General features: G+C 64.9%; 10 protein-coding genes. 5 read left to right on the top strand and 5 right to left on the bottom strand.

The genetic code is table 11. From position 1 onward, the window contains the following. Positions 1 to 28 precede the first annotated feature (28 nt). The 5 genes from mnmE to rpmH form a co-directional block, all read right to left on the bottom strand. Positions 29 to 1,378, bottom strand: coding sequence for a tRNA uridine-5-carboxymethylaminomethyl(34) synthesis GTPase MnmE (mnmE, locus tag ACTXG9_RS14840; RefSeq protein WP_329866740.1), 1,350 nt, complete (start codon positions 1,376 to 1,378; stop codon positions 29 to 31). Positions 1,379 to 1,381: 3 nt separating this feature from the next. Further along, positions 1,382 to 4,054, bottom strand: coding sequence for a polysaccharide deacetylase family protein (locus ACTXG9_RS14835; protein WP_188250473.1), 2,673 nt, complete (start codon positions 4,052 to 4,054; stop codon positions 1,382 to 1,384). Between the two features lie 177 nt (positions 4,055 to 4,231). Next, positions 4,232 to 5,947 carry a membrane protein insertase YidC gene (yidC, locus tag ACTXG9_RS14830; RefSeq protein WP_021203276.1) on the bottom strand — a complete coding sequence of 572 codons (1,716 nt, stop codon included), beginning with the start codon at positions 5,945 to 5,947 and terminating at the stop codon, positions 4,232 to 4,234. Next, complete coding sequence (gene rnpA / locus ACTXG9_RS14825; RefSeq protein ID WP_021203275.1) at positions 5,947 to 6,441, bottom strand: ribonuclease P protein component; 495 nt, start codon at positions 6,439 to 6,441, stop codon at positions 5,947 to 5,949. Before rnpA ends, yidC begins: the two co-directional genes overlap by 1 nt. Positions 6,442 to 6,446: 5 nt before the next feature. Further along, positions 6,447 to 6,587, bottom strand: coding sequence for a 50S ribosomal protein L34 (gene rpmH, locus ACTXG9_RS14820; RefSeq protein ID WP_005411729.1), 141 nt, complete (start codon positions 6,585 to 6,587; stop codon positions 6,447 to 6,449). Between the two features lie 255 nt (positions 6,588 to 6,842). On the opposite strand from rpmH, the gene dnaA reads away from it, so the two are divergent. The 5 genes from dnaA to ACTXG9_RS14795 all read left to right on the top strand — a co-directional run bounded on the left by dnaA (position 6,843) and on the right by ACTXG9_RS14795 (position 15,109). Next, complete coding sequence (dnaA, locus tag ACTXG9_RS14815; RefSeq protein ID WP_019658797.1) at positions 6,843 to 8,174, top strand: chromosomal replication initiator protein DnaA; 1,332 nt, start codon at positions 6,843 to 6,845, stop codon at positions 8,172 to 8,174. A gap of 275 nt (positions 8,175 to 8,449) precedes the next feature. Further along, on the top strand, positions 8,450 to 9,550 hold the full coding sequence (gene dnaN / locus ACTXG9_RS14810; RefSeq protein ID WP_005411731.1) for a DNA polymerase III subunit beta: 1,101 nt from the start codon (positions 8,450 to 8,452) through the stop codon (positions 9,548 to 9,550). Between the two features lie 979 nt (positions 9,551 to 10,529). Further along, entirely contained in the window at positions 10,530 to 11,624 is a 1,095-nt protein-coding gene (gene recF / locus ACTXG9_RS14805; RefSeq protein WP_207049679.1) for a DNA replication/repair protein RecF, read from the top strand. A 112-nt stretch (positions 11,625 to 11,736) separates the two neighbouring features. Next, the gene (gene gyrB, locus ACTXG9_RS14800; protein WP_111104090.1) at positions 11,737 to 14,196 is read left to right on the top strand and encodes a DNA topoisomerase (ATP-hydrolyzing) subunit B; all 2,460 of its coding nucleotides are present in this window, start codon (positions 11,737 to 11,739) and stop codon (positions 14,194 to 14,196) included. Positions 14,197 to 14,263: 67 nt separating this feature from the next. After that, a complete protein-coding gene (locus tag ACTXG9_RS14795) occupies positions 14,264 to 15,109 on the top strand; it encodes a CPBP family intramembrane glutamic endopeptidase (RefSeq protein ID WP_021204594.1) in 846 nt (281 codons plus the stop codon). Positions 15,110 to 15,126 lie beyond the last annotated feature (17 nt).

Here is a 15,126-nt window from a genome sequence, read left to right as displayed (position 1 = left end):
ACAGCCGAGCATGGGCTCGGCTCTACAGTTACTTCCCGATGCAGAAGCTGGAGAAGATCCGTCCCAACAGGTCATCGGCGCTCATCTGCCCGGTGATCTCGCCCAGCGCGTCATGCGCCAGCCGCAGCTCTTCGGCGGCCAGTTCCAGGTGCTCCTGCGCCAGCTCGCCATCGGCGCGCTGCGCGTGCTCCTGCGCACGCTCGATTGCATCCACATGCCGCGTGCGCGCGGAGAACTCGCCATCCGCCTGCTCCCCTGCCCCGGCCGAAGCGATCAAACGCAGGCGCGCGTGCAGATCCTCCAGGCCGGCACCGGTCGCAGCCGAGACGAACACACGGTCCGGGTCGTCCAGCATCGGCAGCGCATCCAGCAGGTCCGACTTGTTGTGGATGTAGACCTTGTGTGGCACCGCTGCCACGGCCTCGCCCAGCGCCGCTTCACCCGCCGCCGGATCGCGCGCGTCCAAGACGATCAGGGCCAGGTCGGTTCGCTCGATCTCCACATGGGCGCGGCGCATGCCTTCGCGTTCGATGGCGTCGCCGCCGTCGCGCAGGCCAGCGGTATCGACCAGGGTCAGTTCCAGCCCGTCCAGGCGGATGGTCTCGCGAAGCGTGTCGCGGGTGGTGCCGGCGATGTCGGTGACGATGGCGCGTTCACTGCCGGCCAGCGCATTGAGCAATGAGCTCTTTCCGGCATTGGGCGGACCGATCAGCACCGCGTGCAGGCCATCGCGCAGGCGGCGACCGCGTTCGGCATCGCGGCGCAGCAGGGCCAAGTCGCTGCGCGCCTGTTCCAGCCCGCGCCGCACCTGTGCGCCACCGAGCGTATCCAGCGGTTCGTCGGCGAAGTCGATGGCCGCTTCCACGTGGATGCGCAGCATGACCAGCTGCTCGACCACGGCCTCGATGCGGCGCGAGAACACGCCATCCAGCGAGCGTCGTGCAGCGCGTGCGGCACGGTTGTCGCCGGCGGCGATCAGGTCAGCGATGGCCTCAGCCTGGGCCAGGTCGAGCTTGCCGTTGAGGAACGCGCGTTCGCTGAACTCACCCGGCCGCGCCTGGCGCGCACCGAGCGCGATGCAGCGCGCGACCAGCTGCTGCAGCAGCACCGGGCTGCCATGGCCCTGCAGTTCCACCACCTCTTCGCCGGTGAAGCTGTTCGGTGCCGGGAACCACAGCACGATGCCATCGTCGATGACCTCGCCGTCGGCATCACGCAGGCGCGCGTAGTGCGCGTGGCGCGGCCGCAGCGCGGGCGCCCCCAGCGCATTGGCAATCGCCGCTGCGCGCGGACCGGACAGGCGCACCAGGCCGACACCGCCCGCGCCGGGGGCACTGGCGATGGCCACAATGGTGTCGGTGCGGATCGCGTCGTTCATGGCTCAGAGCTTCTCCAGCTGCGTGCGTGCCTGCGCGGCACCGCTGCCCTGCGGCTGCAGCGCCAGGTAGGTGGTGTAGGCCTGCTTCGCCTTGGCCTTGTCGCCGGCGTTGAAGTAGGCATCACCCAGGTTGAGATAGGCCACGGCGCGCGATGGGTCGATCTTCAGCGTGTTCTCCAGCCAGCGCGCCGCTTCGGCATAGCGCTGCTGGCGGTAGTAGACGAAACCGAGGTTGTTGGCGGCCTGGGCAAAGTCCGGACGCAGCTTCAGTGCTTCGGTGAACTGCGCGACTGCCTCGTCGTACTGCTTCTCGCGGTACAGCTGCAGGCCACGGTCGTTGGCCTGCTGCGCGCGCTGGCGGTCGGACGCCGGGCCGGCGGAGGGCACTACCAGCTTGGCCTTGCCGCCCTGCAGGTCAGCCACCGTCACCGGCGCCTGGCTGCCCTTGGCCTCGCTGGCGGCATCCACCTTGTTGTTCAGTGCGATTGCATCGGCGGTCAGCTGGAGCGTATCGGCATTGAGGAATTCCTGGCTGTCCGGCACCTGGAACACGAACTCGCCGCCCTGCGAACCGGGCAGGCTGCCGAAGGCCGGGGTCTGGTGCGAGACCGCCGATACGGCCGGCGCCACGTAGGCGGCCAGCTCGGTACCGGTGATCAGGCCGTCGCCGTTGAGGTCACCCTTGCCGGCCAGCGCCTGCAGCAGCACCCAGGTGAACACCGAGTGGCCGTTGGGGCCGGCATCGGCCACCTGCTGGTCGGCGCCACCGGCGGTCAGCATCTGCCGCGCGCTGCGACGCGCGTTCTCGCGCAGGAACGACGACGACGACGGGCCGCCACGGGTCAGGCCCAGGCCGCTGTAGCAGGCATCCATCACGAACATCACGTGCTTGGCCTGCATGCTCTCGGCGATGTTCTGGATATCGGTCATCGCGATGGCATCGGTAGCGAATTCCTTCGGGTCCGAATCAACCGGGATGATGTAGCCGAGGTCGCGCCCTGAGGCGAGCTGGCGGGTCGCGCCGTGGCCGGCGAAGAACACGAACACGCGGTCGTTCCTGCCAGTGCGGTCATCGGCCAGGCGGTCGTGGAAGGCGGCCAGGATGTTGTTTCGGGTGGCCTGCTCGTTCTTCAGCACGATCACCTGCGAGGACGGGAAGCCGAACTGCCCGGTCAGGGTATCGGCCACCGCCTGCGCGTCGTGGCTGGCGTATTCCAGCTTCGGCCACTTGGCGTAGTTGTCGATGCCGACCACGATCGCCCACGACTTCTCGTAGCCGGTGGTGACGGTGGCGGCGCTGGCGTCACCCTTGCGCGCACGGGCGACCGTGAAGTCCCGGCCATTCCAGCCGGCGAACTGGTAGCCATCGGCGATCAGCCGGTCGAGGATCTGCGGCAGCGCCTTTACCGCACGATCGTGGATGTCATGGAACAGGATGATGCCGCGCTGTTCCTTGTTCACCTGGTCGAGCACGCGCTGCACGATCGATTCCGGCACCGGGTCGGCCCAGTCCATCGAATCGATGTTCCACATGATCGACTTCAGTCCGGCCTCGTTGAGCAGCTGCAGGCCTTCGGCGTTGCGCGCGCCATAGGGGAAGCGGAACAGCGGCGCGCGCTTGCTGTCGACATCCTTCAGCAGCGTGTCGGTGTCGAGCACCTGCTGGCGCAGCGCGTCACCGGTGGTGCGCGACAGTTGGGCGTGGGTCAGGCTGTGGTTGCCGACCGCATAGCCTTCTTCCATCAGGTTGCGGCTGATCTTCGCCATCGGGCCGAGGCTGACCTTGCCGTCGGCCTCGACCTTGCCCAGGTTGCGGCCCACTTCGAAGAAGACACCCGGCACGTCATAGCGCTTGAGGATGGCCACCACTTCATCGGTATAGGCCTTGTGCGGACCGTCGTCGAAAGTCAGCACCACGGTCTTGGCCGGCAGGTCGCGGCCGAAGATCTCGCGGTCGCTGTCCTTCATCGACATCGGGTATGGCTCGATCACGCCGTAGTCGCGCAGGATCGCTTCGCGGCTGTAGTCCTTGTGCAGGTGGGCGATGTAGTCCTCCCACTTCTCGCGCTTCAGCGCGATGGCGCGGGTGCGCTCGAAGCGGCTGAAGATGCGGGTCAGTTCCTGGTTGTAGTTGCGCTCGATCTCATCGAGCGCCTCCAGGTCCTCGCCGATGCGCTGGTGCAGCTTCACCGCCGGCAGCGAGGAATCGGTGCTGACCCGCTCATGCAGATCACGCAGTACTTCGCGGAAGGCCAGGCGGTCGGCGTCGAACAGTTCCGGCGCCGACTCGATGTAGTCCAGCACGGTGCCGAGGGTGGCGAAGCGCTGCGGGCTGGAGCCGCGCAGCAGGGTGTCGAACTGCGCGGCGATCGCCGTGCGCTGTTCCAGGCCATCGTGGAACAGCTGCTGGCCCACACGCGTGGAGGTGCCGCGGTCGGCGGCCGACTGCTGTTCCTCGTCTGCCAGCAGCACGATGATCCGGCGGTAACCGTCGAGCTGTTTCTTCAGGGCCACCAGCATCGGTGCGGCCGCGGGATCGGCGGCGGCCGCGGCCTGCGCGCTCGCCTGGGTGACGGTGGTCGCCGGCGCCTTCGCATCCTTGTCGCCACAACCGGCAACGACCAGGGTCAACAACAGCGAGGGCAGGAACAGGCGGAACGACGACGCACGCGGCATGGCGGACTCGAGGGCGGGAGGGACGATGTGCCGGCGATTCTAACGCCGCATGCGAAAAGCCCGCCTTGCGGCGGGCTTTTCGCGTCGATCGGTGCGGTAGAGTCGACTGTGGGTCGACTGCTCATCCGCCAGTCGACTAACAGTCGACTCTACAAAGCAGGTGACCTGCGGTCGGGATTACTTCTTCTTGACCGGGGCCGGAGCGGTGGTGGCCGGGACCGGCTCGCCGCCATGGCGCTTGGTCATCCACCACTGCTGCAGCAGGCCCAGGCCGCCGTTGACCACCCAGTACAGGACCAGGCCGGACGGCATGAAGGCCATCATGACGCCGAACACCAGCGGCATGAACTGCATCATCTTCTGCTGCATCGGGTCCATGCCCGGTGCCGGGGTCAGCTTCTGGGTGAACCACATCACTGCCACGTTGATGACCGGCAGGATGAAGTACGGGTCGCGTGCGGTCAGGTCCTGGATCCAGCCGAACCAGGGCGCCTGGCGCAGTTCGACCGATTCCACCAGCACCCAGTACAGGGCGAAGAAGATCGGCATCTGGATGAGGATCGGCAGGCAGCCGCCCATCGGATTGATCTTTTCCTTCTTGTACAGCTCCATCATCGCGGTCTGGAACTTCTGGCGGTCATCGCCATAGCGTTCCTTCAGCTGCGCGATGCGCGGCTGGAAACGACGCATCTTGGCGCCGCTCTTGTACTGGGTTGCCGACAGCGGGTACAGCACCAGCTTCAGCAGCACCACCAGCCCGACGATCGCCCAGCCCCAGTTGCCGACCAGCTTGTGCACCTGGTTGAGCACCCAGAACAGGCCCTGGCCGATCACCGCCATCATCGAGAAGCGGCTGTAGTCGACCACGCGGTCCAGGCCCGGCACATCTTCCTTGGCGATCAGGTTGACCAGCTTCGGGCCGACCCACAGGCGGGCTTCGGTGCTGGTCGACTGGCCCGGCGCCACGGTGAAGGCCGGGCCACGCGCTTCGATCAGGTCACGACCGGCCACCTGCGAGAGCACGTAGTGTGCGGTCTGGTCCTTCTGCGGGATCCAGGCGGTGAAGAAGTGGTGCTGCAGCATCGCCAGCCAGCCGCCGGTGATGTTCTGGTTCAGCGTGCCGTCTTCCAGGTAGTCCTTGAACGCACGACGCTGGTACTTCTTGTCATTGTCGTACCAGGTGGCACCGTTGAAGCTGAAGGAATCCGGGTTGGTCATGCTCCGCGACAGGATGGTCGGGGTGCGGTCCAGGGTGCGGTAGACGTAGCCGTTCCACGGCGCGGTGCCGGCGTTGCTGACTTCGTCCTTGAAGCGCACGGCGTACTCGTTGCGCGAGACGGTCAGGGTGCGCTTGATGGTCACGCCGTTGTCGGCGGTCCACACGAACGGGATCTGCAGTTCGTTCTGGCCCTTGGCCAGCACGAAGTCGGTGGTGTCACCCACCAGCTTGAAGCCGTCGGCGCCGGGAACCGGGGTGTTCTTGTCTTCGCTGGCCCAGCCACTGATCGCGCTGTACGGGTGGGCGGGGTCTTCGGTCAGCAGGCGGACCGGCGGACTGCCTTCGTCCTTGGTCTGCGGGAACTGCAGCAGCTCGGCGTCGAGCACGCGGCCGCCGTCGAGCACCAGGCGCAGCACGTCGGTGGTGACCGTCACGCGCTGGCTGGCCGGGGTAGCGCTGGCCTGGGCCTGTGCGGCGGCCTGGCCGGGGGCGCCCGGCACCTGGGCGCTGGGGATGGCGCCGGGGTTCGCGCCCGGAACACTCTGTGCGGCGGCCGGGGCCGACGTGGTGGTTGGTGCCGGGGTCGGAGCAGCCTTTTCACGGCTCCACTCCATCCACAGCAGCACGGCCACCATCAGCCAGGCAAAAATGAGGAATACGCGGGTCTGGTTCATCAGCGGACAGGCTCGGCGGGGCCGGGACGCGATGCCGGCTCGGTCAAAGAAGGAGTTGCGATGCCATCAGGCGGCGGCATTGTGCCGTCCACGCCCGGCGTGGGCAATGCACGCAGGCGACGCAGCAGGCGCAGGAAGGCCTGGCGGATCTCGTCGTTGCTGGCGGAACGCGCAGCACTACGAGCCACGACGACAAAGTCGCCTGGCTGGATGTCGGTACGTGTCTGACGCAGGATGTCGCGCAGGACGCGCTTGATCCGGTTACGCCCGACGGCGTTCGGATCGACCTTGCGGGAAACCGCCAGACCCAGCCTGGCCGGCCGGTCAGCCGGCAGCCAGTGCAGGGTCATCAGCGGATCGGACACACGGCGGGCGCCGTTGAAGACCGTTGAGTATTCGGCACGCGTGCGAACCCGCGCAGAGCGAGGGAATCGCTTGCGCGGGTCTGCAGTATTCACTGTCGAAGGGATTGCGTCTGCCGCGATGTGCGGCATGGCAATCAGGCGCTCAGGACTTTGCGGCCCTTGGCGCGGCGACGCGACAGGATCTTGCGGCCGTCAGCGGTCTTCATACGGGCACGGAAGCCGTGGTCGCGCTTACGCTTGAGGTTGCTGGGCTGGTAGGTGCGCTTCGTGGCCATTGGGGGCCTCTCGTATGAATGGGACGGAAAGAACCGGAAATTCTAGAGAGGTCTCCCCCCTCACGTCAACCCCTGGGGACTACGCGAATTCACCGGGCTGTGCAATAGCTGTGGATGTTTTTGTGAATAAGTAGGGGACAAGCATTCCGAAGGCGGGCGCTCGGTGGTAGTCTGAGCCATCCATTTCCCCCCTTTCCGGCCTGTGTCTGGGCGCCTTGTCGCGTCCATGCACCGGCCACCGGACGATTATTGCTGATGGATGCCTGGTCCCGTAGTCTCGAGCGCCTCGAAGCGGAGTTCCCGCCGGAAGACGTTCATACCTGGTTGAAGCCGCTGCAGGCCGATCTGCGCGTGGACAGCCTGGTGCTGTATGCACCCAATGCCTTCATCGTCGACCAGGTCCGCGAGCTGTACCTGGCCCGGATCCGCGAACTGCTGGCTCACTTCGCCGGTTTCAGCGACGTTTTTCTTGAAATCGGCTCGCGCCCGCGCCCTGTAGAGACGCAGAACGCGCCGGTTTCCACGTCGTCGGCGCCTGTGTCCAGCGAACCGCAGGTGCCGTTTGCCGGCAATCTGGACAATCACTACACCTTCGCCAACTTCGTCGAAGGCCGCAGCAACCAGCTGGGCCTGGCCGCCGCCTTCCAGGCAGCGCAGAAGCCGGGCGACCGCGCGCACAACCCGCTGCTGCTGTACGGAGGCACCGGCCTGGGCAAGACCCACCTGATGTTCGCCGCCGGCAACGCCATGCGCCAGGCCAATCCGGGCGCGAAGGTGCTGTACCTGCGTTCGGAACAGTTCTTCAGCGCGATGATCCGGGCCCTGCAGGAAAAGACCATGGATCAGTTCAAGCGCCAGTTCCAGCAGGTCGACGCGCTGCTGATCGATGACATCCAGTTCTTCGCCGGCAAGGACCGCACCCAGGAAGAGTTCTTCCACACCTTCAACGCGTTGTTCGATGGCAAGCAGCAGATCATCCTGACCTGCGACCGCTATCCGCGCGAGGTCGAAGGCCTGGAAGCGCGCCTGAAGTCGCGGCTTGCCTGGGGCCTGTCGGTCGCGATCGAACCGCCGGACTTCGAGACCCGCGCCGCGATCGTGCTGGCCAAGGCGCGCGAACGTGGCGCCGAGATTCCCGATGATGTTGCGTTCCTGATCGCCAAGAAGATGCGCTCCAACGTGCGCGACCTCGAAGGTGCGCTCAATACCCTGACCGCCCGCGCCAACTTCACCGGCCGCGCGATCACCACCGAATTTGCCCAGGAAACCCTGCGCGACCTGCTGCGCGCCCAGCAGCAGGCGATCAGCATTCCCAACATCCAGAAAACCGTTGCCGACTACTACGGCCTGCAGATCAAGGATCTGCTGTCGAAGCGTCGGACCCGCTCGCTGGCCCGCCCGCGCCAGGTCGCCATGGCCCTGACCAAGGAACTGACCGAGCACAGCCTGCCCGAGATCGGCGACGCCTTTGCCGGTCGCGATCACACCACGGTGCTGCATGCCTGCCGCCAGATCCGGACCCTGATGGAAACCGACGGCAAGCTTCGCGAGGACTGGGACAAGCTGATCCGGAAGCTGAGCGAATGATGCACGGATGCCGATGAGGCGTCATCGCACAAAACGGTGCAGAATCCGGTAGCAAGCGCGGGACACGTTGTGGATAAGAATGGCGTTTGAAATCGCGCTGGAGTTATCCACAGCTTTCCCCACCCTCTGGGGGTCGGTAATACAGAGGGTTTCGAGGCCAGAAACTCTTTTATTTACAAAGACTTAGCGTTGTTTTCCAGCGATTCTGTCTCTACCAGCACCACCAAGCTTTTGATTTATTCCACATTTTTTAAAGCATAGGGGCACGGAACCACATGCGTTTCACACTGCAGCGCGAAGCCTTTCTCAAGCCGTTGGCACAGGTCGTCAACGTGGTCGAACGCCGCCAGACCCTTCCGGTTCTGGCCAATTTCCTGGTCCAGGTGCAGAACGGCCAGCTGTCGCTGACCGGTACCGACCTGGAAGTGGAGATGGTGTCGCGGATCGCGGTTGAAGATGCCCAGGACGGCGAAACCACCATTCCCGCCCGCAAACTGTTCGAGATCATCCGCGCCCTGCCCGACGGCAGCCGGATCACCGTCTCGCAGACCGGTGACAAGATCACCGTGCAGGCCGGTCGCAGCCGCTTCACCCTGGCCACCCTGCCGTCCAATGACTTCCCGTCGGTGGACGAGGTGGAAGCCACCGAGCGCGTGGCCATCGGCGAAGCAACCCTGAAGGAGCTGATCGAGCGCACCGCGTTCGCGATGGCCCAGCAGGACGTGCGCTACTACCTCAACGGCCTGCTGTTCGACCTGCGCGGCGATGCGCTGCGCACCGTCGCCACCGACGGTCATCGCCTGGCCCTTTGCGAAACCGACCTGGCCAAGCCCAGCGGTTCCAAGCGCCAGATCATCGTGCCGCGCAAGGGCGTGACCGAGCTGCAGCGCCTGCTGGAAAGCGGCGATCGCGAGATCGAGCTGGAAGTTGGCCGTAGCCACGTCCGCGTCAAGCGCGACGATGTCACCTTCACTTCGAAGCTGATCGATGGCCGTTTCCCGGACTACGAAGCGGTGATCCCGATCGGCGCCGACCGCGAAGTGAAGGTGGACCGCGAAGCCCTGCGTGCCTCGCTGCAGCGCGCTGCGATCCTGTCCAACGAGAAGTACCGCGGCATTCGCGTGGAAGTCTCGCCGGGCAACCTGAAGATCAGCGCGCACAATCCGGAACAGGAAGAAGCCCAGGAAGAGATCGAGGCCGACACCACGGTCAGCGATCTGGCCATCGGCTTCAACGTGAACTACCTGTTGGATGCCCTCTCCGCCCTGCGCGACGAGGAAGTGATCATCCAGCTGCGCGACTCCAACTCCTCGGCGCTGGTGCGTGAGTCCAGCAGCGAGAAGTCGCGCCACGTGGTGATGCCGCTGCGTCTCTGACGGAAACGCTGTTTCACGTGGAACCCAGAAGCGCCCGGGACCTCCCGGGCGTTTTTTTATGTTCCACGTGGAGCATTGTCGAAACAGATCGGAGAAAGTCCGGACGCGCCCTGCTTGGCTCCAGACCAACTCGATCTCGCTTGCTCGAAGCAACTCAGGATCCAGGACCCTGGGGGGGCGCCTTGCAGTGCTCGTCGGGCTCCATGTTTTTGGGGTTCTGGCAGCGAGTTCTTCGCATATCCCACTTCGCTGTCCTGATCTTCACTGCTGGAAGCAGCAGATCCTCTTCCTGGAGGAGGTCCTCCGCTTCTGCAAACTGCACTGTCCACAGACCGGCTCGGGGGCAATTTGGGGAAATCCTAGCTTCTAAATCTGGGTATAAATCTAAAGCGTGGTGGTGATGGTAGAGCCAGATTTCGTGGAAAAATGTATTATCTATTTGTTTTTAAAGGGATTTATGAGTCTGAAACCCCCTGTATAGAGGGTCCTCGGGCTGGGGGGGAACCTGTGGATAGTTTTGAGCGCTTAACAAAAGGGCTTTTTTATCCACAGATTGCCCATACCTTGTGTATAAGTCATACATCCCTGCTGTGGACAGCGTGGAACGAGCGTCCTGAATTTCTTGAAATCTGTGGAACCCTCCAAGGCATCGGATCGCAGATTTGAAGGAATCGGCGGGGTCATCCGTCGGAGCCACCCGCGAGGTGTCCAGCGGGTGGCCCTGCAGTGCTCGCGAAATCGGCGAAATCCGAGGGCCTGGACGCTGGAACCTCGCGCAGATTTGAAGAAATTTCGGGCCTTTGCAGCCCGGAACGTGCGAGCGCGTCATCCGCATTCCACGTGGAACGCGTCCATCGATGGGTGCAGAAGCTGCACCTTCGGCTCAACCGGCCTGCCACCGCGCCCGGCTTGACCGATGCAGTAAGCTGATGGATTCCCTGCCCCTCTACCGCCTCGTGCGGATGGTCTTTCGCGCCCCATGCAGATCCGCCGCCTCGCCTTGCATCAACTGCGTCGCTTCAGTGCAGTGGACCTGTCGCCCCAGCCGGGATTGAACCTGCTGACCGGTGACAACGGTGCCGGCAAGACCAGCGTGCTCGAAGCCCTGCATCTGATGGCGTATGGGCGGAGCTTCCGAGGCCGGGTACGCGATGGTCTGGTGCGCCAGGGCCAGGAAGCCCTGGAAATCTTCGTCGAATGGGACGAACAACGCGCGAACCACCCGCCGCACCGCCGGAAGGCCGGGTTGCGCCACAGTGGCCAGGACTGGAAGGGGCGATTGGACGGGGAAGATGTCGCGCAGCTGGGCAATCTCTGCGCAGCACTGGCCGTGGTGACGTTCGAGCCCGGAAGCCACGCACTGGTCAGTGGTGGTGGCGAACCCCGCCGCCGCTTCCTCGATTGGGGCTTGTTCCACGTGGAACCGGATTTTCTGTCCTTGTGGCGCCGCTACTCCCGGGCGCTGAAGCAGCGCAACGCCCTGCTCAAGCAGGGCGGGCCGTTGCGGATGCTCGATACCTGGGATCACGAGCTGGCCGAGGCCGGAGAACCGCTGACCAGCCGCCGCCAGCACTACCTAGAGCGTCTGCAGCGGCGCACTGTAGCTTTGGCCGCCAACCTGGCGCCGCAACTGGGCATCCAGGGATTGGACCTGAGCCCTGGCTGGCGGCGGCATGAACTTCCGTTGGCCGACGCCCTGCTTCTGGCCCGGGAACGCGACCGGCAGGCCGGGTATACCTCGGTCGGCCCACACCGGGCAGACTGGAGCGTGGATTTCCAGAGCATTCCTGGTCGCCATTCGCTGTCCCGAGGCCAGGCCAAGCTGACGGCATTGGCGTGCCTGCTGGCGCAGGCCGAGGACTATGCGGAACAGCGCGGGGAATGGCCGGTGATCGCGCTGGACGATCTGGCCTCGGAACTGGATCGCACCCATCAGGCCAGGGTACTGGAGCGCCTGCTCACCGGACCGGCACAGATTTTCATCACCGCCACCGAAACCCCGGCAGCGCTGCAGGCGCTGACCCATATTGCCCGGTTCCACGTGGAACATGCACAGATCGTGGCTGTGCCATAGTGGGCACACCAGGGCCGCTCGACCCCGGCTGGTATAATTCGGGTTGGAATCCTTTCATTCTCGGCACACCGCTCCACGCGGTGGCCGACCTGCGGAGCCTACGGCAAGCGCAATGAGCGACGAACAGAACACCCCGGCAAACAACGGCAACTACGACGCCAACAGCATTACGGCCCTGGAAGGCCTGGAGGCTGTCCGCAAGCGTCCCGGCATGTACATCGGTGACGTGCATGACGGTACCGGTCTGCACCACATGGTGTTCGAGGTGGTCGACAACTCGATCGACGAGGCGCTGGCCGGCCACGCCGACCACGTTGCAGTGACCATCCACGCCGATGGCTCGGTCTCCGTGTCCGACAACGGCCGTGGCATTCCGACCGGCAAGCACGAGCAGATGAGCGCCAAGCTTGGTCGCGAAGTGTCCGCTGCCGAAGTGGTGATGACGGTCCTGCACGCAGGCGGCAAGTTCGACGACAACAGCTACAAGGTTTCCGGCGGCCTGCACGGCGTCGGCGTCAGCGTGGTCAACGCGCTGTCGCAGAAGCTGGTGGTGGATGTGTTCCAGAACGGCTTCCACTACCAGCAGGAGTTCAGCAACGGCGCCGCCGTGACCTCGCTGGCCAAGCTGGAAACCACCACCAAGCGCGGTACCACGGTGCGCTTCTGGCCGTCGACCGTCGCCTTCCACGACAACGTGGAATTCCACTACGACATCCTGGCCCGTCGCCTGCGCGAGCTGTCGTTCCTGAACTCCGGCGTCAAGATCGTCCTTGCCGACGAGCGTGGTGATGGCCGTCGCGATGATTTCCACTACGAAGGCGGCATCCGCAGCTTCGTGGAGCATCTGGCCCAGCTGAAGACCCCGCTGCATCCGAACGTCATCTCGGTCACTGGCGAGCACAACGGCATCGTCGTGGAGGTGGCGCTGCAGTGGACCGACTCCTACCAGGAGACGATGTACTGCTTCACCAACAACATTCCGCAGAAGGACGGCGGTACCCACCTGGCCGGTTTCCGCGGTGCGTTGACCCGCGTGCTCAACAACTACATCGAGCAGAACGGCATCGCCAAGCAGGCCAAGATCAACCTGACCGGCGACGACATGCGCGAAGGCATGATCGCGGTGCTGTCGGTGAAGGTGCCGGACCCGAGCTTCTCCAGCCAGACCAAGGAAAAACTGGTCAGTTCCGATGTGCGTCCGGCGGTGGAAAACGCCTTTGGTGCGCGCCTGGAAGAGTTCCTGCAGGAAAACCCCAACGAAGCCAAGGCGATCGCCGGCAAGATCGTCGACGCCGCGCGCGCGCGTGAAGCCGCGCGCAAGGCCCGCGACCTGACCCGCCGCAAGGGCGCGCTGGATATCGCCGGCCTGCCGGGCAAGCTGGCCGACTGCCAGGAAAAGGATCCGGCGCTGTCCGAACTGTTCATCGTCGAGGGTGACTCGGCAGGTGGTTCGGCCAAGCAGGGCCGCAACCGCAAGAACCAGGCAGTGCTGCCGCTGCGCGGCAAGATCCTCAACGTGGAACGCGCGCGTTTCGACCGCATGCTGTCCTCCGACCAGGTCGGTACGCTGATCACCGCGCTGGGCACCGGCATCGGCCGCGACGAGTACAACCCGGACAAGCTGCGTTACCACAAGATCATCATCATGACCGACGCCGACGTCGACGGCGCTCACATCCGCACCCTGCTGCTGACGTTCTTCTACCGTCAGATGCCGGAACTGATCGAGCGCGGTTACGTCTACATCGGCCTGCCCCCGCTGTACAAGATCAAGCAGGGCAAGCAGGAGCTGTACCTGAAGGACGACCCGGCGCTGGACAGCTACCTGGCCAGCAGCGCGGTGGAAAACGCCACGCTGGTGCCGGCCACCGGCGAACCGGGCATCGAAGGCCTTGCGCTGGAGAAGCTGCTTCTGGCCTACGCGGCCGCGCTGGATTCGATCGAGCGCAACGCACATCGTTACGACCGCAACCTGCTTGAAGCGCTGGTCGATTTCGTGCCGATGGACCTGGAGAGCCTGCGCAGTGCGGGTGAAGGCGAAGGGCTGGATGCACTTGCCAAGCGGCTCAACCAGGGCAGCCTGGGCAGCCCGCGTTTTACGCTGGAACTGCAGGAAGCCAACGACGAGCGCCCGGCCGCTGTACTGGTGACCCGTCGCCACATGGGCGAACAGCACGTCCAGGTGCTGCCGATGTCGGCGTTTGAAAGCGGCGAACTGCGCGCGATCCATCAGGCCTCGAAGCTGCTGCACGGCCTGATCCGCGAAGGCGCCACCATTTCCCGCGGCGCCAAGTCGATCGAAGTGGACAGCTTTGCCAAGGCACAGAACTGGCTGCTCGAGGAGGCCAAGCGCGGCCGCCAGATCCAGCGATTCAAGGGCCTGGGTGAAATGAATCCGGAGCAGCTGTGGGACACCACGGTGAATCCGGAGACCCGCCGACTGCTGCAGGTGCGCATCGAAGACGCTGTCGCTGCCGACCAGATCTTCAGCACGCTGATGGGCGATGTCGTCGAACCGCGTCGCGACTTCATCGAAGACAATGCGCTGAAGGTCGCAAACCTGGATATCTGACACAATCCGGACACGGCCGGCGCGCGGGGAGGCGCGCCGGCTTTCGACTCTTGAACGCAGGTACCTGATGTCCGCATCCGCCCCGGTTTCCGCTCCGCCCCCGGTTCCGCCGTCTTCTGTCGCGCCGCGTGCGGTTTCGCCGTTGGCGGGGTTCTTCATCGACCTGGGCATCGCCGCTGTCACGTTGTTCGGCCTGAGCCTGATCAGCGGCGTGCTGTGGGGCCTGTACCGTGGCGTGGTGGTCGGTTACGCGACCGCGCAGGCCGGCGCTGGCGCACCCGACGCCAGTTCGGTGGCGGCGTCATTGGGCCAGCCCGGCGCACTTGCGCAGATTCTCATGGCGCTGTTTGCCACCGGCGGCGCCGCGCTGCTGCTGTACTTCTGGCGACGGCCGGCCAACGCCGCCGAACGTCATGCGTCGCGCCAGGCACTGCGCCGCCCCTCCACCTGGGGCTGGACCCTGCTGGTGGCGACCCTGATCGTGCTGGGCAGCAACGGTATCGCCTTCCTGGCCAAGCAGTTCGGCATCGAACCGGTCCCCACCAACCTGGCGCTGATGCAGAGCGCGATCGCGCGCTTCCCGTTGTTCCTGATGCTGTTCGCGGTGGTACTGGCACCGGCCTACGAGGAACTGCTGTTCCGCCGCGTGCTGTTTGGACGCCTGTGGAAGGCGGGGCGCCCGTGGCTGGGTGTTGTACTGAGCAGCCTTGCTTTCGCCCTGATCCATGAAATCCCTGGCACCAGTGCAAACGGCCCGGCCGAAATCGCACAGCTGTGGCTGGTCTATGGCGGCATGGGCGCCGCGTTCTGCTGGTTGTACCAGCGCACCGGCACGCTCTGGGCCGCGATCACCGCGCACGCCCTGAACAACGGCGTGGCGCTTGCCGCGCTTGTGTTTTTCGGGGCAACGTAACGCCGTGTCCGCTTGAC

This window comes from Stenotrophomonas maltophilia group sp. LNF247 (genome assembly GCF_054083135.1).
This window is presented reverse-complemented; position numbering and strand designations above follow the sequence as displayed.

Coding starts and splice junctions, on each gene's coding strand:
- mnmE (WP_329866740.1), bottom strand. CDS start 1,378: ATGAACGACGCGATCCGCACCGACACCATTGTGGCCATCGCCAGTGCC.
- ACTXG9_RS14835 (WP_188250473.1), bottom strand. CDS start 4,054: ATGCCGCGTGCGTCGTCGTTCCGCCTGTTCCTGCCCTCGCTGTTGTTG.
- yidC (WP_021203276.1), bottom strand. CDS start 5,947: ATGAACCAGACCCGCGTATTCCTCATTTTTGCCTGGCTGATGGTGGCC.
- rnpA (WP_021203275.1), bottom strand. CDS start 6,441: ATGCCGCACATCGCGGCAGACGCAATCCCTTCGACAGTGAATACTGCA.
- rpmH (WP_005411729.1), bottom strand. CDS start 6,587: ATGGCCACGAAGCGCACCTACCAGCCCAGCAACCTCAAGCGTAAGCGC.
- dnaA (WP_019658797.1), top strand. CDS start 6,843: ATGGATGCCTGGTCCCGTAGTCTCGAGCGCCTCGAAGCGGAGTTCCCG.
- dnaN (WP_005411731.1), top strand. CDS start 8,450: ATGCGTTTCACACTGCAGCGCGAAGCCTTTCTCAAGCCGTTGGCACAG.
- recF (WP_207049679.1), top strand. CDS start 10,530: ATGCAGATCCGCCGCCTCGCCTTGCATCAACTGCGTCGCTTCAGTGCA.
- gyrB (WP_111104090.1), top strand. CDS start 11,737: ATGAGCGACGAACAGAACACCCCGGCAAACAACGGCAACTACGACGCC.
- ACTXG9_RS14795 (WP_021204594.1), top strand. CDS start 14,264: ATGTCCGCATCCGCCCCGGTTTCCGCTCCGCCCCCGGTTCCGCCGTCT.